This window comes from Paenibacillus cellulositrophicus (assembly GCF_009363095.1).
Classification (GTDB): Bacteria; Bacillota; Bacilli; order Paenibacillales; family Paenibacillaceae; genus Paenibacillus_AQ; species Paenibacillus_AQ favisporus.
On sequence record NZ_CP045295.1, the window covers coordinates 4,134,148 to 4,153,297 of the forward strand.

General features: G+C 57.3%; 13 protein-coding genes. 10 read left to right on the forward strand and 3 right to left on the reverse strand.

Annotated elements, in window-relative coordinates:
* Positions 1–111: 111 nt before the first annotated feature.
* The 4 genes from GCU45_RS18470 (at position 112) to GCU45_RS18485 (ending at position 5,441) form a co-directional block, all read left to right on the forward strand.
* Entirely contained in the window at positions 112–654 is a 543-nt protein-coding gene (locus GCU45_RS18470) for a MarR family winged helix-turn-helix transcriptional regulator (RefSeq protein ID WP_152399913.1), read from the forward strand.
* Positions 648–2,375 (forward strand): ABC transporter ATP-binding protein, encoded by a 1,728-nt coding sequence (locus tag GCU45_RS18475; RefSeq protein WP_152399914.1) that lies wholly within the window; start codon positions 648–650, stop codon positions 2,373–2,375. The genes GCU45_RS18470 and GCU45_RS18475 overlap by 7 nt, the downstream gene beginning before the upstream one ends.
* Complete coding sequence (locus GCU45_RS18480; RefSeq protein WP_145948046.1) at positions 2,372–4,252, forward strand: ABC transporter ATP-binding protein; 1,881 nt, start codon at positions 2,372–2,374, stop codon at positions 4,250–4,252. Before GCU45_RS18475 ends, GCU45_RS18480 begins: the two co-directional genes overlap by 4 nt.
* Positions 4,253–4,466: 214 nt before the next feature.
* Positions 4,467–5,441, forward strand: coding sequence for a DNA-3-methyladenine glycosylase family protein (locus GCU45_RS18485; RefSeq protein ID WP_152399915.1), 975 nt, complete (start codon positions 4,467–4,469; stop codon positions 5,439–5,441).
* 73 nt (positions 5,442–5,514) lie between these two features.
* Here the strand turns inward: GCU45_RS18485 and GCU45_RS18490 are convergent, their stop codons facing one another.
* Positions 5,515–6,075: a TetR/AcrR family transcriptional regulator gene (locus GCU45_RS18490; RefSeq protein WP_240913409.1), complete on the reverse strand. Its 561-nt coding sequence runs from the start codon at positions 6,073–6,075 to the stop codon at positions 5,515–5,517.
* A gap of 375 nt (positions 6,076–6,450) precedes the next feature.
* Here GCU45_RS18490 and GCU45_RS18495 point away from each other — a divergent pair, with 375 nt between their 5' ends.
* The 3 genes from GCU45_RS18495 to GCU45_RS18505 all read left to right on the forward strand — a co-directional run bounded on the left by GCU45_RS18495 (position 6,451) and on the right by GCU45_RS18505 (position 10,589).
* Positions 6,451–8,670 carry an MMPL family transporter gene (locus tag GCU45_RS18495; RefSeq protein WP_152399916.1) on the forward strand — a complete coding sequence of 740 codons (2,220 nt, stop codon included), beginning with the start codon at positions 6,451–6,453 and terminating at the stop codon, positions 8,668–8,670.
* Between the two features lie 201 nt (positions 8,671–8,871).
* Positions 8,872–9,996: a nitric oxide synthase oxygenase gene (locus GCU45_RS18500; RefSeq protein WP_152399917.1), complete on the forward strand. Its 1,125-nt coding sequence runs from the start codon at positions 8,872–8,874 to the stop codon at positions 9,994–9,996.
* 122 nt (positions 9,997–10,118) lie between these two features.
* The gene (locus GCU45_RS18505) at positions 10,119–10,589 is read left to right on the forward strand and encodes a hypothetical protein (protein ID WP_152399918.1); all 471 of its coding nucleotides are present in this window, start codon (positions 10,119–10,121) and stop codon (positions 10,587–10,589) included.
* A gap of 153 nt (positions 10,590–10,742) precedes the next feature.
* Here GCU45_RS18505 and GCU45_RS18510 read toward each other — a convergent pair whose 3' ends face one another.
* Together GCU45_RS18510 and GCU45_RS18515 are read right to left on the reverse strand one after the other, a co-directional pair.
* Positions 10,743–11,063, reverse strand: a complete 321-nt coding sequence (locus tag GCU45_RS18510; protein WP_105445548.1) for an antibiotic biosynthesis monooxygenase — start codon at positions 11,061–11,063, stop codon at positions 10,743–10,745.
* 41 nt (positions 11,064–11,104) lie between these two features.
* Positions 11,105–12,652 carry an FAD-dependent oxidoreductase gene (locus tag GCU45_RS18515; RefSeq protein ID WP_152399919.1) on the reverse strand — a complete coding sequence of 516 codons (1,548 nt, stop codon included), beginning with the start codon at positions 12,650–12,652 and terminating at the stop codon, positions 11,105–11,107.
* A 211-nt stretch (positions 12,653–12,863) separates the two neighbouring features.
* Here GCU45_RS18515 and GCU45_RS18520 point away from each other — a divergent pair, with 211 nt between their 5' ends.
* The 3 genes from GCU45_RS18520 to GCU45_RS18530 all read left to right on the forward strand — a co-directional run bounded on the left by GCU45_RS18520 (position 12,864) and on the right by GCU45_RS18530 (position 19,147).
* Positions 12,864–13,805, forward strand: coding sequence for an aldo/keto reductase family protein (locus tag GCU45_RS18520; RefSeq protein WP_152399920.1), 942 nt, complete (start codon positions 12,864–12,866; stop codon positions 13,803–13,805).
* A gap of 240 nt (positions 13,806–14,045) precedes the next feature.
* Positions 14,046–16,556 (forward strand): GH39 family glycosyl hydrolase, encoded by a 2,511-nt coding sequence (locus GCU45_RS18525; RefSeq protein ID WP_152399921.1) that lies wholly within the window; start codon positions 14,046–14,048, stop codon positions 16,554–16,556.
* Between the two features lie 305 nt (positions 16,557–16,861).
* Positions 16,862–19,147 (forward strand): beta-glucosidase family protein, encoded by a 2,286-nt coding sequence (locus tag GCU45_RS18530; protein ID WP_152399922.1) that lies wholly within the window; start codon positions 16,862–16,864, stop codon positions 19,145–19,147.
* Positions 19,148–19,150 lie beyond the last annotated feature (3 nt).

A 19,150-nucleotide genomic window follows, 5' to 3' on the forward strand; every position in this document is an offset into this window, starting at 1 on the left:
AATCGGAAAGGTCATATAATTAGGTTGCCTATTTAATTGGTAACCTAATTATTTTTTTGTGCGGGATATCATTCTTCATAGCACGTTGGGGAAAGGAGGATTGTTTGCGTCATGAACGACGATGGCAACAACCGTCAGAAAGCCTTCTGCCAGGGTACCGAATCGCAGGAGCATGATCAGCACCACGAAACCGTTGTCCAGCTGCTTCAGGCGGTCATGCGATTTAACAGGGGTGAGTTTCGCCACCGGGTAATCGAAGGCCTGAAGATGAGCGAGATGGGGCTGATGGTCCTGCTCATGCGTCATGTCGAGCCGGATAGCCCGGGACTGAAGGTGTCCGAGATCAGTGGGATGCTGGGGGTCACTTCTCCGACCGTCACCCAGTTTGTCAAAGCGCTGGAGAAGAAGAAATGGATCGTACGGACGCCGGATGAGGCGGACCGAAGGGTGGTCCGGATCAAGCTCAGCGAGGAGGGGCGGGAAGCGATTATCCAAGCCCGTAAGGCGACGATCCATTCCTTCAAGGGGCTTGTCGATCACCTGGGCATCGAGGAGAGCGAGAAGCTGTCCGAGCTGCTGACCAAGGCTTATAAGTATTATGAAAGCAAAACGCAGAATGATTCATCGGATGGAGGTGAAGTGTCAACATGCTAAAGCTTTTTCGTTCATTGAAGCCGTTCTGGCTTCTGATCCTGTTCACATTTGTGCTTGTGTTTCTGCAGTCCATGTCGGACCTGTATCTCCCGACGCTGATGTCGGACATCGTGGATAAGGGCATCATCGAGGGAGACATTCCTTACATTTGGAAAATTGGCGGCTTTATGCTGGCCGTAGCTCTGGGGGGAGCCATTTGCTCCATCGCCGCGAGCTACCTGTCCGCCAAAGTGGCGGGCGGCTTCGGCAGATCGATGCGCAGCCGGGTATTCCAGCATGTCCAGAATTTCTCCCTGCAGGAATTCGACAAGCTGGGCACGGCTTCGCTCATTACCCGCACCACCAATGACATCGCTCAGACCCAGCAGGTGCTGACCATGATGCTGCGGATGATGATCAGCGCGCCGATGATGTGTATCGGCGGGATTATTATGGCGGTGTCCAAGGACGCCAAGCTGTCCCTGATCATCGTCGTGATCGTTCCGGTGCTGGCTGGCTCTATTGCCATCATAGCCGGTATGGGAATGCCGCTGTTCAAGGCGATGCAGGTCAAGCTGGACAAATTAAACCGGGTGCTCCGAGAAAACCTGACCGGGATCCGGGTCATTCGTTCGTTTAACCGGATTCAGCATGAGCAAGAGCGTTTCAAGGAAGCCAACTACGATCTGACCAGCACAGCGGTCCGGGTCAACAAAATCATGGCGGCCATGATGCCGATTATGATGATCGTCATGAACTTATCGACCATCGCCATCGTCTGGTTTGGCGGCCTGCGCATTAGGGACGGACATATGCAGGTCGGGGACCTGATGGCTTTTATCCAGTACGCCATGCAGATCATGTTCTCCCTGATCATGGTTTCTATGGTCTTCGTCATGGTACCGCGCGCTTCCGCATCCGCTGCGCGGATTAACGAGGTGCTCAGCATTACGCCGGATATCGACGATCCGCTCGTTGCACAATCCTCTGAAGAAGGACGCGGCTATTTGGAATTCCGGGACGTGACGTTCAGTTATCCGGGCGCGGAGCAGCCGGCGCTGTCGGGGATTTCATTCACCGCCAAGCCGGGGGAGACCACGGCGATTATCGGCGGCACCGGTTCCGGCAAGTCGACGCTGCTCAGCTTGATTCCGCGCTTCTATGATGTGGCGGAAGGCAGCGTGCTGGTCGACGGGGTCGATGTCCGCGAGATGACGCAGGAGGAGCTGCGCGCCAAGATCGGCTTCGTGCCGCAGAAGGCGCTGCTGTTCACCGGGACGATTGCGGACAATATCCGCTACGGCAAAAAGGACGCCACCGATGAAGAGATCCGCGAAGCGGCGGATATCGCCCAGGCGACCGAATTTATTATGAATATGAAAGACGGCTTTGAGTCGGAAATTGCCCAGGGCGGAAACAACGTGTCCGGCGGGCAGAAGCAGCGCTTATCCATCGCGCGGGCGCTGGTACGCAGACCGGAAATCTATGCGTTCGACGACAGCTTCTCGGCGCTTGATTTCAAGACGGATGCGAAGCTGCGCAGCGCGCTGAAGCCGGTGACGCGGGACGCAACCGTTCTGCTCGTGGCGCAGCGGGTCAGCACGGTCATGGACGCCGACCGGATCATCGTCCTCGACGAAGGGCGGATTGCCGGCATTGGCACCCACCGCGAGCTGATGGAGACCAGTGACGTTTATCGCGAAATTGTATCCTCACAGCTGTCAGAGGAGGAGATCGCATGAGTGAGCAAACAAGAAGACCCGGACCCCGGATGGGAGGACCCCGGCATCCCGGCGGCCATCCCGGCCAAATGATGCCTGCGCAGAAGGCCAAGGACTTCAAGGGCTCCCTGAAGCGGCTGGTCGGCTATCTGCGGCCACGGCGGGGGACGCTGATCGTTATTTTTCTGACGGCGATTCTTAGTACAGTGTTCAGCATCGCGAGCCCGAAAATTCTCGGCAAGGCGATTACCAAGCTGCTGGAAGGCGTCATCGCGATGGCGAAGGGGACGCCGGGCGCTGGCATTGACTTTACCTACATCACCCAAATCCTGCTGATTCTGATTGGTCTGTACCTGTTCAGCGCAGCTTTCAGCTATATTCAGCAGTATCTGATGGCCGGCGTGGCGCAGAAGGTTGTGTACGATATGCGGGAGCAGATCAACGCGAAGCTGTCGCGCCTGCCGCTGAAATATTTTGATTCCCGGACGCATGGGGAAATCTTGAGCCGCGCGACCAACGACGTCGACAACATCAGCACCACGCTGCAGCAGAGCTTGACGCAGCTGATCACGTCGATCGTGACGCTGGTCGGCGTCATCGTGATGATGCTGTCGATCAGCCCATGGATGACGCTGATTCTGATCGTGACGCTGCCGCTCAGCTTCATCGTCATCAAAGCGGTAGCTTCCCGGTCCCAGAAGCATTTTATGGCCCAGCAGGCTTCTTTGGGACAGCTCAACGGCCACGTGGAAGAAATGTACACTGGCCATAAAATCGTGAAAGCCTTCGGCCGCGAGCGGGAGTCCGTCGAGGATTTCAACAAAATCAACGAAAAGCTGTACAGCTCCGGCTGGAAAGCCCAATTCATCTCCGGCATCATTATGCCGATGATGATGTTTATCGGCAACATCGGCTATGTACTGGTCTGCGTGGTCGGGGGGATCTTCGTCACCCACGGCCGCATTACGATCGGGGATGTGCAGGCGTTCATCCAGTACGCCAGACAGTTTACCCAGCCGATTATGCAGACGGCCAACATCGCGAACATCATCCAGTCCACCATCGCTTCGGCGGAGCGCGTGTTCGAGCTGCTGGATGAAGAAGAAGAAGTGCCGGAAGCGGCAGATGCGGCTGTCTTGAACAATCCAAAAGGTGCCGTGGAGTTTGAGCATGTGCGGTTCGGCTATAAGGAAGACGCAATGCTCATTGAAGACATGAACATCGACGTGAAGCCGGGACAGACGATCGCCATCGTAGGGCCGACCGGTGCCGGCAAGACGACGCTCATCAACCTGCTCATGCGCTTCTATGAGCTGAACGGCGGGGCGATCACCATCGACGGTGTGAACATTACCCACTTGAAGCGCGGCAATTTGCGCAGCATTTTCGGCATGGTGCTCCAGGATACCTGGCTCTTCAACGGGACGATTATGGAGAATATCGCTTACGGCCGTGCCGGCGCCACGAACGAGGAAGTGATCGAGGCGGCCAAGGCGGCTCATGCCGATCACTTCATCCGAACGCTTCCGGACGGCTACGACACCGTGCTCAACGAAGAAGCGTCGAACATTTCCCAAGGGCAGAAGCAGCTGCTGACGATTGCGCGTGCCATTCTGGCCGACCCGTCTATCCTCATTCTGGATGAAGCGACCAGCAGCGTCGACACCCGGACGGAGGTCTTTATTCAGAAGGCGATGAACGACCTGATGAAGGGCAGAACGAGCTTCGTCATCGCCCACCGGCTGTCCACGATCCGTGACGCCGATCTGATCCTGGTCATGAACCAGGGCAGTGTGATCGAGAAGGGCAACCACGAGGAGCTTCTGGCCAAAGGCGGCTTCTACGCCGATCTGTATAACAGCCAGTTTTCCGGCGGAAGCATTCAAGAGGTTGTCTGAGGGTGAAGGCGACCCCACCCGTGATCCTTATCATCCGCATTTCAAAAGAGCAGCCATCACGGCTGCTCTTTTTTTTGGAATATTGGCAGTTTATGCTTGAATATCGAACGTGTGTTTGTCAATATTGATCATAGAAGTTCATTCAGGAATAAAATCGCAGACCGAACCTGCGGCGAATGCTTGATCACTTTACAGGAGTCAGGAGGTACGGAACATGAAAGAAACGATCCCGCTGCTTACGCCCTTTAGCATCGAACGAACCATGGTCGCGGTCAGGGGGCAAAATCCCCGGCTCGTGCTGGCTCATCCGGAATACCCGGTATTCACGAAGGTGATTCCGGCGGAAGGGCGCGACATTCCGGTCACTGTGTCCTTGGTGGAGACCGACCAGGGACCGGCGGCGGAGGTGGAGCTGCTGCAGGCCTGTAATTCGAAGGAAACCGAAGCCGTCCGGGTGTATGTAGGCAAAATGCTGTCCAACCATGTGGACCTCAGGCCGTTCTATGCGCAGCTTGAGGATGAGCCTGTTATTGGCTCCATTCTTCCGGGGCTGCACGGGCTGAAAATACTGCTGGAGCCGAATCTGTTTCAAAATCTGGTGCGGACGATTATCGGCCAGCAGATGAACCTGAGCTTTGCCGCTTCACTCGTCTCGCGAACCACCGAGCAGTACGGCACCCCCGTGACGATCGGGGACCATACGCTCTACAGCTTCCCGAAGCCGGAAGCGCTGGCCGCGCTCGAACCGGACGAGCTGCTGCCGTTGCAGTTCAGCCGCCGCAAAGCCGAGTATATTACTGGCCTGGCGCGGCAGGTAGCGGACGGATCCCTCGACCTTAACGCCATGCCGGACCTTGCGGACGAAGAAATTTTCAACCGGCTGCTCCCGATCCGCGGCGTCGGCAAATGGACGGTCGAGTGCTTCCTGCTCTTCAGCGTGGGCCGAACCGATTTCTTCCCGGCTGATGACATCGGACTGAAAAATGCAATGAAAGTGCTGTGGGGCTTTGATAGCCAGCCGCCTTCTCCGCTCATGCTGGAGATCAGCCACAGCTGGTCGCCATGGCGGAGCTACGCCGCTTACTACTTATGGGCTTGGCTCGACGAGTGGAAGCTGCGGCAGAAGCAGGAGAAGGAACAGAAGAAGCCGGCCCGTGGCAAGTCGGCCCGAAAAGCCTCGGAACAATAGCGGCGGCTGAGCTACGCCATATTCGAGCCGCATGCCACCAATCCATCGAGGCCGCATTTAGCCAATCCTCATGCTACGCTTCCTGCACGCCGACCCCGTTCCAGAACATGTTGACGATCTCCTGGGCCAGTTCGCCCGCGGACGGGGCGAATTCTTTGGCAATCTCCCGGTTGCCGATCATCAGCATGGATGCCAGCGTGTGCGCCATAAGGAGCGGGTGTGCGGAGCGCACCTCCCCGTTTTTGATCGCCTCGGTGAAGCTGACGGTCAGCACATCGTGAATCTGGTCCTCGCTGACGCGGATTTCCTCCAGCTGTTCGGGCGCCAGTGAGGCGCTGGCATCGCGCATGATCGTTTCAAAGTCTCCGTGCGGGAAACGAAGCTTGTTCTCGGCCAGCTCCACGAGCCGGTCGTAGAGCGGCTTGTCCTGCTGCATAATCCGGAGGGAAGCATTGCGCGCCTTCTGCATCATGGCGGTGACGGCCGCCGTGAAGAGCTGGGCTTTATTTTCAAAGTGATAGTAAATGGAAGCCTTGGTTACGCCGCATACCTGGGCAATTTGCTGCAGCGAGACCGGCTCATAGCCGTACTCCATGAACAGGGCGGAAGCTGTTTTCAGGATGAATTCGTTCATGGGAGTGTCCTCCTGCCGGCGTTTGGGCCGGCCCGGGGAGCGTTTAGCCGGATGTTTTCCCTGGGATTGTTCCATATCGTTGTCCTCCATAATCTAAGTAGTTGATCGTTGTCCTCCAGTAATTCCGCAATCCTGTTCTAAATCCTGATTGATAATTAACCTTCCGGTATATATAATTAATGTGGCATGGCAACAGCGGATGTGCCTTTCATTGAAATTTTGCGATTGTATGCCGCCTGATAAGGCTGAAAAGTAGGGCGGTCCGTACTGTCCCATATTGTATCACGGAGCCTGCGGAGGCCGCACTTTATCGGCATGAACATGTACTTATACTATACCATTTTGGCACCTGTAACAGGTGGGGAGGAGCAGAATATGGGGGATTCCGGATACGGGCGCTGGGTCGCCGGAAAAAGAAGCAAATGGATTACGCTGGCCGTTTGGGTCATCATCGTGGGCGTGCTGAGTGCCATCTGGCCGATGGTCAACAGCGAGGTCCAGAATAATGCGGCCAATCTGGACGACGCCAAGCCTTCGGTTCAGGCTGAACGCGTCGCGGAGGAGCAGTTCAGCACTGATGCAGGGGTTCCCGCCCTGTTGGTCTGGCATCGTGAAGGCGGGCTGAAGGACGACGATTTACAGCATGTGCAGAAGATGTACGCCGAGTGGAGCACGAATCCGGTTCCTTACCAGGATTCTGTTCCGCCGTTTAACCAAATGCCGGCGGCCGCGATGAAAGCGATGCTGTCCGAGGATCAGAGCACGCTGGTCACCCCCGTGCTGTTCCGCAAAGACGCAGACAGCGACCAGTTGAAAGAAGGGGTGGAGCAGCTCCAATCCGGGATCACGGAAGAAACCGGGCAGGATCCCTTCGCCGCAAGCCATAACTCCGGTTCGGACCTCAGCGTCCGCGTCACCGGTCCGGTCGGCATTTCGATCGACGCGACCGGCCTCTTCAAGAACGCGGATTTCAAGCTGCTCATGTCCACCGTCATTTTGGTACTGGTCATCCTGCTGCTCATTTACCGCTCACCGATTTTGGCGCTGATTCCGCTGATCGCGGTCGGCTTTGCATATGGCGCAGTCAGCCCACTGCTCGGCCTGATGGCCCAGAAGGGCTGGATCACCGTCGATTCCCAAGCCGTTTCGATCATGACGGTGCTTCTGTTCGGGGCCGGGACGGACTACTGTCTGTTCCTGATCTCGCACTTCCGCCATTTGCTGAAGGAAGAAGAGAGCAAGACCCGGGCGCTGCTGCGGGCCGTGACGGAATCCTCAGGCGCGATCGCCATGAGCGGCTTCACGGTGGTCCTGTCGCTGCTGGCCCTGCTGCTGGCGAAGTACGGGGCATACCACCGTTTTGCGGTTCCGTTCAGCGTCTCCATTCTTGTGATGGTGATCGCGAGCTTGACGCTGGTACCTGCGCTGCTGGCGATTTTCGGGCGGACGTCGTTCTTTCCGTTCATTCCCCGCACGCCGGAGATGGAAGAGGAACGCGCCCGCAAGAAGGGCAAACCGGTACCCGCACGCAAGCCGAAGCGTCCCGGCTTTGCCAGCCGGCTCGTGGTCCGCAGACCTTGGATGATCGTCATTGTGACGGTGATCGTGCTGGGCGCGCTCGCTTCCGTATCCAGCCAGGTGAAGTTTACCTACGATATTATGTCATCTTTTCCGAAAGATATGGCCTCGCGTGAAGGCTTCGATACGATCGGGAAGCAGTTCAGCCCCGGGGAACTGGCTCCGGTGAAAATTATGGTCGATACGGAAGGCAAACCGGACGGCCTGGATCAGAAGCTGAAAGAGCTGCCATATGTGGATGAGGTGTCAAAAGGGCAGCCGGGCAGTCAAAACGCCAATATTATCGCCTACGACGTCACGCTCGACATGAATCCTTATTCCAGCGAAGCGATGGACCGAATTCCCCACCTGCGGAGCACGGCAGAGCAGGCGCTTCAGGCGGCGGGGGTGGGTTCCCCGGCGGATAAAGTGTGGATCAGCGGCCAGACCGCCGAACAATACGATACCCGCGAGACCGGCGACCGTGACACGATGGTCATTATTCCGGTCGTCATCGGGATGATTACGCTGCTGCTGCTCGTGTATTTGCGGTCGATCACCGCAACGGTGTATTTGATTTTGACTGTTATTTTGTCTTATTTCTCGGCGCTCGGCCTGGGCTGGCTCATCATCCATTACGGGCTTGGCGCGGACGCGATCCAAGGAGCGATTCCGCTCTATTCATTCGTATTCCTGGTGGCGCTGGGCGAGGACTACAACATCTTCATGATCTCGAGCATCTGGAAAAAACGGAAGCATATGCCGTTAAAGCAGGCGATCCAGGAGGGCGTGTCCGAGACGGGCTCGGTCATCACCTCCGCCGGCCTCATTCTGGCCGGGACCTTCGCGGTGCTCGCCTCGCTGCCGATCCAGGTGCTGGTCCAGTTCGGCATCATTACCGCCGCGGGTGTCCTGCTGGACACCTTCATCGTCCGGCCGTTTCTCGTGCCGGCCATTACGGTGATGCTGGGCCGCTATGCTTTCTGGCCGTCTTCCCATTCGGAGGCCGAGAACACCAAGGCTGGCATGCCGTCCTGATCCATCAATGGAGGAGTCCCTGTTTTCAGGGGCTCCTTTTTTGTGCTCCCACCGAACATCCGTCGTCCGCCGCCCAACCCGACTCATCCAGCCCGCCGCAAGATTCACCATTTGCTCAAGCCTTACACGGCTGTGGCTTCGGCGTCTGGCTTATAATAGGGAGAGACAGACCCTTTTTACGAACAACGAGGTGAACGCGGCATGAAGGTGTATGACGTTCTGCAGAAAGATGCGGAAGAATATATATTATTGTGTTATCAGGAGCTTGGCAAGACAGAGGCCGAGACCGTCCGGAGGCTCGCGGAGATCAGGGCCAGCATTGAAGAGACCGGAACGTATGAGCATACGTACGAGGAACTGGTTCACGGGGCAAAAATGGCCTGGCGCAACAGCAACCGCTGCATCGGCCGCCTGTTCTGGGACTCGATGCAGGTCATCGATGAGCGGGGCCTTGAGCGGCCCGGCGACATTGCCGAGGCGCTGCTGCGTCATATCGAACGCGGCACGGGCGGCGGCAAAATCGTGCCGACGATCACGGTATTTAGGCCGTCGGTACCCGGCATGAGCGATATCCGCATCCTGAACCACCAGCTGATCCGCTATGCGGGGTACGAGAACGGTGGGACGATCACCGGTGATCCGGCTTCCGCCCTGTTTACGAGGCTGTGCATGAAGCTGGGCTGGACGGGAGAAGGGACGCCTTTCGACGTCCTTCCTCTTGTCATTCAAGGAGGGGAAGGCGGGCCTGAGCTGTTTCCCATTCCGCCGGAGCTGGTCATGGAAGTGCCGATCACGCATCCGGATATGCCCGCCTTCGCCGAGCTGGGCCTGCGCTGGTACGCCGTGCCAATCATTTCCGATATGGAACTCGTGATCGGCGGCATCCGCTATACGGCGGCTCCGTTTAACGGTTGGTACATGGTGACCGAGGTCGGTGCGCGAAATTTCGCCGATGAACAGCGGTATAACATGCTGCCGCGGGTGGCGGAGCTGATGGGCTTGTCCACAGCGAGCGAAACTTCGCTCTGGCGGGACCGCGCACTCGTCGAGATGAACGTCGCCGTGCTGCATTCGTACAAGCAGGCGGGGGTCAGCATAGTGGATCATCATACGGCGGCTTCCCAGTTCCGGCTGTTTGAAGAGCGGGAAGCCAGGAGCGGCAGAGAGGTCACCGGGAACTGGACGTGGTTGATCCCGCCGTTATCACCGGCGACGACTCATATTTTTCACCATTCGTATGACAACACGGTCAAGACGCCAAACTTCTTTAAGAGAGAGGCGCCAAACGCTACGCCTGTACACGCGGGATGCCCTTTTCACCATTAGCTTATCGACTCCGACACCCTGCAGACCCGAAAAAAGTGCTTGATTGCTTGTTGCTTTTCGCCTGCTGCGTCGTATAATGATTTATTAGGTTATTTGACATTAAAGGGGATAAAGATAGAGCGTTGAACACCATACATTTGAACGAAATCATCCGTGAGCTGGTCGGACGGTCGGGACTGGGCGTTCAGGTCCGTCTGAGAACACGGTCCCGGGATGGACGCCTGATCGGCGGCAAGTACGGGATGGTTTCCAAGCGGATCACGATGTATACCGGTGTGATCGAAGAACAATGCATGCAGATGTTCGGATCATTGGACCGGGTGGAGGAGTATTTTACGATTGTCCTGGCCCATGAGCTGGGGCATGCCGCGGATCGGGAGCTGCCTGCGCTCTCCGAATCGCTGGAAGACATGAATCTTACTGAGGAACAGCGGATGCGAGTGGCACTGCAGATTGAAGAGAACGCATGGAACTATGCGCTGGAGCTGATTCCCGAAGCGGATCTGCCCATGATGAGCGCCATTATCGACGAGTCGCTGTATGCATACCGGCTTCAGGTGGAGGAAGCGGGAGCCGAGGCGGGTATCGCCTGATGTCAGTCGGAACCGGCTGCCGCGTGGTCAGAGGCGGATCAGCTGCTCTTATAAATATAATAAAGGATAGGCTCGGCAGACCCTTTGGATCTCTCGAACCTATCCTTTTTTGGTTGCTCGGGCAAAGTCCGCCTGCCCTACAGCATCGACTGCTTATTCCGCTGCGTTCAAGGGGCTGACGACGAGCTCATACTGGTTCAGCGTAGAGCCGAGCAGGACGTCCTTGCTGCCTCCGGCCCCGCGGTGAGAAGCGCGGAAGGACTCGCTCTGCGTCCAGTTTTTAAACGACGCCTCGTCCTCCCAGACGGTGGACACCTTCAGCTCCTCGGCGTCCGCCTCCTTGCTCTTGCCCAGCCATACCTCCATCCGGACAAAGCCCGGCATGTCCTGCACGCCCTTGGCATTCGCAAAACGCTCGGCCACGGCTTGTCCGTGCCCTTCCTTGATCAAAATCGTATTGGTGATGACTATCATAAGGAATCGCCTCCGATTGTGGTATCGTTCCTTAATTCAGTCTACTCGTGTGCATCCAGTTTCTCAAGCGGCTTGATGGCCGGTCCTTCAAACACGACCCCGTCATAGGAAAACCGGGAGCCGTGGCAAGGGCAGTCCCAGGTCCGCTCCGCCGCGTTCCACTCGGTCTCGCAGCCCATATGCGTACACGTGTTATCCACCAGATGAAGATTGCCCTCCGGGTCTTTATAAGCACCGGCTTTTTTACCGTTATGGCGGACCACGGCGCCTTCGTCAGGATTCAGGTCTTCGATCCGGGTGTGGACGAGGCCGACTTTGCCGGAAATCAGCTCTCCGGCCACATCCGCATTTTCCTTCACCAGGTTCATAATCGACGGGTCCGCGAGGAAACGGGACGGCGTGTACAGTTCACTGTACGGATTGTCCCTGCCGATGATTTGATCCGATAACATCCGCCCGGCGAGAGTGCCGCTGGTCATGCCCCATTTGTTGAAGCCGGTTGCCACGTAGATCCCTTCGTCCTTGGACGTAATTTGTCCGATGTACGGCACTTTGTCGATGGTGACCAGATCCTGGGTTGACCAGCGGAAAGGAATGCCTTTGCTGCCCAGCAGTTTGCCCCCATAGGCTTCGAGCGCCTCATAGTAGGAGAAGGTGCACATATGCTGCCCGGTTTTATGCCCTTCGCCGCCGACGATGACCACCTCTTCGCCGTTCCAGGAGGCGGCCCGCAGCGAGCGCGTCGGCTTGTCCGCACTGATATACATGCCGCCGGCAAACGCCGTCTCCGGCTTCATAGCCAGCGCGTACGAGCGGTCAGCATGCAGCCGCGCGAAATAAAAACCGCCCTCATCCAGGAACGGGAAGTGGGTAGCAGCGACGACATGGCTGCATTGAATCTTGTGGCTTCCGCGGTAGGTGACGACCGTTAACGGCCCCTCCTTGTCCACCTTATGAACCGTCGTATTCTCATATACTTGTCCGCCAGCCTTCACGAATTCCTCCAGCAAACGCCGCAAATAATGCAGCGGATGGAACCGGGCTTGTCCCGGCAGCTTGATGGCACCCGATGCGAACTGAGGAATCGGCAGCTTGTTGACCCATTCGCCGGGGATGCCCAGCTTCTCATAAGCTTCGAATTCCTTCTCCAGCTTACTGAGATCCTTATCCTTCTCCATATATACATAGGCGTCTTCCTCATGGAGACCGCAGTCGATATTCAGCTTGGACGCCGTATCCCGGATGAATTGCAGCGCATCCCGGTTAGCGTGATAATACATGGATGCCCGTTCCTGCCCAAAATGGCTCAGCAGTTCATCGTACAGCATGCCGTGCTGGGCTGTAATTTTGGCGGTCGTATGTGCGGTGGTGCCGTTCAGTACTTTCCCCGCTTCGATCAGGGCGACCTTCAGCCCTTCCCGGGCAAGCAGGTACCCGGTCGTAATGCCTGCAATTCCCGCGCCTACGATAGCAACGTCCACCTTGATGTCTTCCGCCAGACGCGGAAAGGAAGGGAGGTCCGTTGTCGCTCTCCATAAAGATTCAGGGTACTGCGGTAGCTCATTGGATATCGGTTCAGATGGTTGCATAGCATCGTAGCCTCCTAAGTATTTTCATTTCATTTATTACCACTTTTCGCCAAAAAGAAACGGAGCCTGCCCGGGCGGCGGCTTTTCTTCCCTGCGGGGGTTGTTTACAATAGTAGGGAAAGCCTAAATCGTCCTGCGGGCGGGCAGAAAACCTGCCTTAGGGCGGCCAATTGGGGAATCCCGATATGAACAAGGAGGCGCTGATGCAACGATGAAATACCGGAGACTGGGAAGAAGCGGACTGAAAGTGAGTGAAATCAGCCTGGGCAGCTGGCTGACTTACGGCGGATACGTGGAGCGCGAAAATGCGGTTCAGGCGATCCGGACGGCCTATGACGAGGGCGTAAATTTCTTTGACACGGCCAATGTGTACGAGCGGGGTGCGGCCGAGGAACTGTTGGGGCAGACGCTGAAGGCGTACCCGCGGGAGTCTTACGTGCTGGCAACCAAGGTGTTCGGAAAAATGGGGGACGGGCCCAACGACCAGGGACTGTCGCGGAAGCACATTATGGAGCAGTGCGACGCCAGCCTCAAGCGGCTGGGCCACGACTATGTGGACCTGTACTACTGTCACCGGTATGATGCCGAGACGCCGATCGACGAAACGCTGCGGGCGCTGGATGACCTGGTTCGCCAGGGCAAGGTGCTGTATGTCGGCGTCAGCATGTGGACCGCGGCGCAGATGGAGGCCGCGCTCGGCACGGCTGACCGCTACCTGCTGGACCGCATCGTCGTAAACCAGCCGGTATACAATATGTTTCAGCGGGAGATCGAGCACGAGGTTATTCCGCTCGGCGAAGCGAAGGGTATCGGCCAGGTCGTCTACTCGCCGCTGGCGCAAGGCTTGCTGACAGGCAAATACACGGCGCCCGGCCAGGCTCCGGAAGGCAGCCGCGCCGCCAAGCTCGGCTGGAAGGAAGACCGCATCAGCGAAGAGAAGATCGCCAAGGTGCGCCAGTTGGAGAAGGTCGCCGCCGAGCTGGACGTCAAAGTAGGCCAGTTGGCCCTGGCCTGGATTCTGCGGCAGCCGAATGTGGCAAGCGCGCTGGTGGGTGCGAGCCGTCCGGAGCAGGTCACCGAGAACGTGAAGGCCTCGGGCATTGAGCTTTCGGCGGACGTGCTGGAACGGATCGAACAAATTTTGAACTCCTAATGATCGAATAAGGCATGGCGAAGGCCGTCCTGCAGCGGGTATCCCGATACCGCGCTCGGGGCGGTCTTTTTTTCTCCAGACCGAGAATATATCGCTCGTCTATGCCAACCGGATAACGGGAATGCTCTAGATACGCCAAGGGCCCCCGCCGGGCCGCAGCTTTACATCGGGCGGAGCAGCTTGTAAAGTAGTTCTACGTTGAATCTGTTGCGGCAAGAAAGCCAAGTGGAGGAAATCGGATTGAAACACAGATACGAGTTTATCGAACACCATGAGCATATGCCTTTTACGCTGTTCATCAACAGCATTGACCATATTCCGTTTCATTGGCATAAAGAGCTGGAGCTGATCTACGTCCTCAAAGGCTCGGTGGAAATCCATGTCGCCCAGGAACGGCTGATCCTGCGGGAAGAGGACCTGCTGGTCATTAACAGCATGGACGTGCACAAAATCGATAAGACCGGCGAGGCCAACGTCCTGCTTACCCTGCAGGTCGATCCCGGCACGGTCCAGGCCCAGCCGCAGCAGTCCAAAAACCGGATCGACTGCAGCTCCGTGAACTCCCGGATTGCGGACGAAGCCCGCTTTGCGCCCATCCGCTCCGGTCTTGCCCAAATGATGTGGGAGCTGAACAAGCGGGAGGACGGCTACGGCGACAAAGTGATGGGGCATCTGCATCTTTTGCTGGGCCAGCTGGTTCGATATTTCGCAACCGCGGAGCGGCTGGACGACAGCGCGAATGCGAGCGACGTGGATCTCGAGCGCCTTCGCCGGATCATTCAATACGTGGACGAGAACTATATGTACAAAATCAACCTGAACCAGATGGCCGAACAGGAGCATTTGAGCTTCTATTATTTCTCCCACTTTTTCAAAAGCAAGATCGGCATCTCCTTTCAGAAATATTTGACCCTCATCCGTTTGGAAAAAGCGGAGACGATGCTGAGGGAGACGACGAGCAACATTATCGACATCGCCGCGGACTGCGGGTTCGCCAATGTGAAGCTGTTTAACAAGAGCTTTAAGGAAAAAATGGGCGTGACGCCTTCCGAGTACCGGCAGAAGCATGAGCGGCAGAGCGGAGGAGCGGATGACAAGCATCTTCCTTTTACGAGAGATACATCGGAGAGCGGCTCCTACATCAAGGTCGATACGGTAAAAGTGCTGGAGGGCTTGTACCGGCATCTGCCGCAGGTTGAAGCTGCGGCACCGTCCATGCCGCCCGCCCCTGCGCGGAGCGTTGAGGAAAGCCTCGTTCTGGATGCGGACGCTCCCGGAGAATCGTACGAGCCTCACTGGAACCGGCTGCTGACGGCGGGAAGGGCCGCTGAAGGCCTGCGCGAGGACTGGCGGAAGCAGCTGGCGGAAATTCAGGCGGAGCAGCCGTTTCAACATATCCGGTTCCACGGCATTTTCAATGACGAGATGATGATTTACGACGAATTGGGGGATGGGACTCCGCGGTACAATTGGAGTTATGCCGATGAGCTGTACGATTTTTTGCTGGGTCAAGGGATACGTCCCTTCGTTGAGCTCGGGTTTATGCCCGGCAAGCTGAAGCGTTCGGATGAGACCCTCTTTTGGTGGAAAGGGAACATATCGCCGCCGAAGGATATGGCCAAGTGGTCGGAGCTCATCCGCCAGTTTGTCCGGCATCTGGTCAACCGCTACGGCATGGAAGAGGTGCGGCAGTGGTACTTTGAAGTGTGGAACGAACCGGATGCCATCGAGATCTGCTGGTCGGGGACGAAGGAGGAATATTTCGAATTTTACGCCGCCACCGCGCTGGCGATCAAGTCGGTCTCCCCGGATCTCCGGGTCGGCGGGCCGGCGCTGAATTATATTACCGTGTGGGAGACGGACTGGATTCAGACCTTCCTGCAGTACTGCCACGAGCACCGAGTGGATATCGATTTCTTTTCCTTCCACAGCTATTCGGAATATTGGCCCGGGGACGAGCGCTCCGGTGGTCTATCCCATACACAGCCGCCGGAATTTTTTGTGGATACGATCCACAAGGTCCGCGAACGGATCGCCGATTCTCCGGCGGAGGCATTGGAGCTGCATCTGACGGAATGGAACTTTTCCTTGTATCCGCACAATCTGCTGCATGACACGATGTTCATGGCGCCGTTTATTATCAAAAACGCGGTCGATTCCATCGGCCTGCTGCAGTCGCTCGGGTTTTGGACGTTCACCGACATTTTTGAGGAGATGCGGGCGGGCGACAGCCCGTTTCACGGCGGATTCGGGCTGATCAGCATGCACGGGCTCAAGAAGCCCTCCTATTACGCTTTTGCGCTGCTGAATAAGCTCGGCCGCCGGGTCTTGGCCAGAGGGCCGTATTATATCGCGACCGAGGAGAACGGAGACATCCAGGTGCTGCTGTACAACTATACACATGTGGACAGCTTGTACGCCAAAGGCGAATGGTCGGGCATCAGCGAGCAAAACCGGTACGACGTGTTTGAAAGCAAGGAGGCGCTGGACGTCAGCCTCGACATTCGCGGTTTGCAGGGGGGTTACAAGGTGTCGCACTACACCCTGGACCGGGAGCACGGATCGGTGTTTGACGCATGGCAGGCGATGGGAGCGCCGGACTTTCCCAGTAAGGATGAGGTCGCCTATCTGCGCCGCCAAAGCGGGCCCGACTTGAAGGTGTCCCAAATCCGGGACGCTTCTTCCTATACCGTTCGGGTCACCGTACCGCCGCACGGCGTGCAGCTGATCACGCTCCATAAACAGTATTGAACACTGCTCCGAAATTTCCCGTTCCTGTGCCGGACGGAAATTCGGGGCTGTTTGCGATATGCCTGCAGCAGCCGGGGATGACCGCAAAAAAAGGGGTGCTTTTAGGCAAAAGAGAACAAGAACGGGCTTTTGCTTCAGGGTTAGAATGAGAACAAGCAGTCATTTGCTGATTCTGCAAACGTCTACATGGGATGAACTAAAGAAATGGATGTTATAGGCCCGGTTGGACCGTTATATAACAGGAAGCTCCATGCAAAACTTTAGTTCAATCTATGTACAATCCATGATTAAAGGAATGAGTCATCATGAATACATCCATAGATAAGCTGCTGAAATCGCTGACCCTGGAAGAGAAAGCGGCGCTCGTCGCGGGAGCCGACATGTGGAAGACGCAAGAGATTAAACGGGCGGGCGTTCCGTCCATTACGATGTTTGACGGTACCAACGGCGTCCGCAAGCCCGGAAGCACGCAGGAAATGGGATTGTTTTCGGAAAATATGCCGGCGACCTGCTATCCGACCGGCGTGGCGCTGGGGTCCACCTGGAACACGGAGCTCATTGAGGAAGTGGGCGAAGCCCTCGGCCGGGAAAGTCTGGCGCTGGATACGCAGATTCTGCTTGGACCCGGCGTCAATATGAAGCGCTCACCGCTTGGCGGACGGAACTTCGAGTATTATTCCGAGGATCCGGTGCTGACCGGGGAGCTGGGCGCGGCCATGGTGAACGGGCTGCAGCGCATGGGCGTCGGTGCATCGGTCAAGCATTTTGCCGGCAACAACCAGGAGACCGAGAAGATGGTTTCGAATTCCATTGTGGATGAACGCACCCTGCGGGAAATTTACTTGACCGCGTTTGAAATCATCGTCAAGAAGGCGAATCCTTGGACGGTGATGACCTCGTACAACCTGCTGAATGGAACTTATACCAGCGAGCATGATTTTCTGCTGCACCAGGTGCTGCGCGAAGAATGGGGCTATGACGGGGTCGTCATGTCGGACTGGACGGCCGTCCACGACCGCCTGAAGAGCCTGCGGGCCGGGCTTGACCTGGAAATGCCGGGACCGGCGAAATACAACGCCGTGAAGCTGGTTTCCGCCGTGCAGAGCGGCGAGCTGGACGAGAGCGTGCTGGATGCGTCCGTGCGGCGCATGCTGGAGCTGGTTGCCAAGGTCACCGCCGCAGCCGGCAGCAAGGAGGCGCGGCAGCCTTGGGACGTGGACGCGCACCATGAGCTGGCGCGCCGGGCCGCAGCGGAGAGCATCGTTCTCTTGAAGAACGAGAACGGCCTCCTGCCGCTTGCGGCCGGGAAGCTCCGCCTTCTAGCCGTCATTGGCCAGAAGGCGAAGAAGCCGCGCTACCAGGGCGGCGGAAGCGCACGGGTAACGCCGACCCGCCTGGACATCCCGTACGATGAAATCGCGGCGATGGTTGGCGGGGAGGACCAGCTGGCGTACGCGGAAGGGTACCGCAACGACAACGAGCCGGACGACGCTCTGATCGAAGAGAGCGTGCGGCTGGCCAGCCAGGCAGAAGCGGCTGTCCTTTTCGTCGGCCAGCCTGAAGGCACGGAATCCGAAGGATACGACAGCAAGACGATCGACCTGCCGCCGGCCCAGGTGAAGCTAATCCAGGAAGTTGCAGCGGCTCAACCGAACTGCATCGTCGTCCTGTGCAACGGTACGGCGGTGGCGATGCAGGAATGGATCGGCGGCGTGCCGGCCGTGCTGGAGATGTGGCTGTCCGGACAGGGCAGCGGCCGGGCGGTGGCGGACATCTTGTTCGGGCGGGTGAACCCTTCCGGCAAGCTGTCCGAGACGTTCCCGGTGAAGCTGTCAGACACGCCATCCTACCTTACATTCGGCGACGGCAACCAGCAGGCGGTGTACAGCGAAGGGATTTTTACCGGTTACCGCTATTACGACAAAAAGGAGCTTGAGCCGCTGTTCCCGTTCGGCCACGGCTTGTCCTACACGTCGTTTGAGTACGGCGACCTACGCGCCCGCACAGCTGGCGGGGTGACGACGGTCGAAGTGGATATCCGTAACGCGGGGGACCGCGCGGGTCAGGAAGTCGTCCAGCTCTATGTTCGGGACGAAGAGAGCCGCCTGATCCGGCCGGTCAAGGAGCTGAAAGGCTTCTGCAAATTGCAGCTGGAGCCCGGGGAAACGAAGACTGCCGTCTTTAAGCTGGCCCCGCGGGACTTCTCTTACTATGATCCCAAGCGGGGGCAATGGGTGGCGGAAAGCGGCTGGTTCACGCTCATGGCCGGCAGCTCCTCTGCGGATATCCGCGCGACGGCACGGGTAGACATGGCTTTTGAGTCGCAGCAGAGTCCAAGTCTGCACCGATACAGCCTCATTCGCGATTGGATGGCGGAGTCCCGGTCCTGGGAAGTGCTGGAGCGGTTCATGGAGCGTATGAACGGGCAAATTTCCGATCCGATTTCGCTAAGCGAACAGTCGCTTGAGTTTCTTGGTGACTTTCCGCTCATCAAGCTGATCCAGCTGTACGGTCAGGAAATGCTGATTGAGCGCTCGCCTGAATCGATAGTCGACGAGCTGCTCGCTTCGGTTCACCAGACGAAGGTTTAAGTA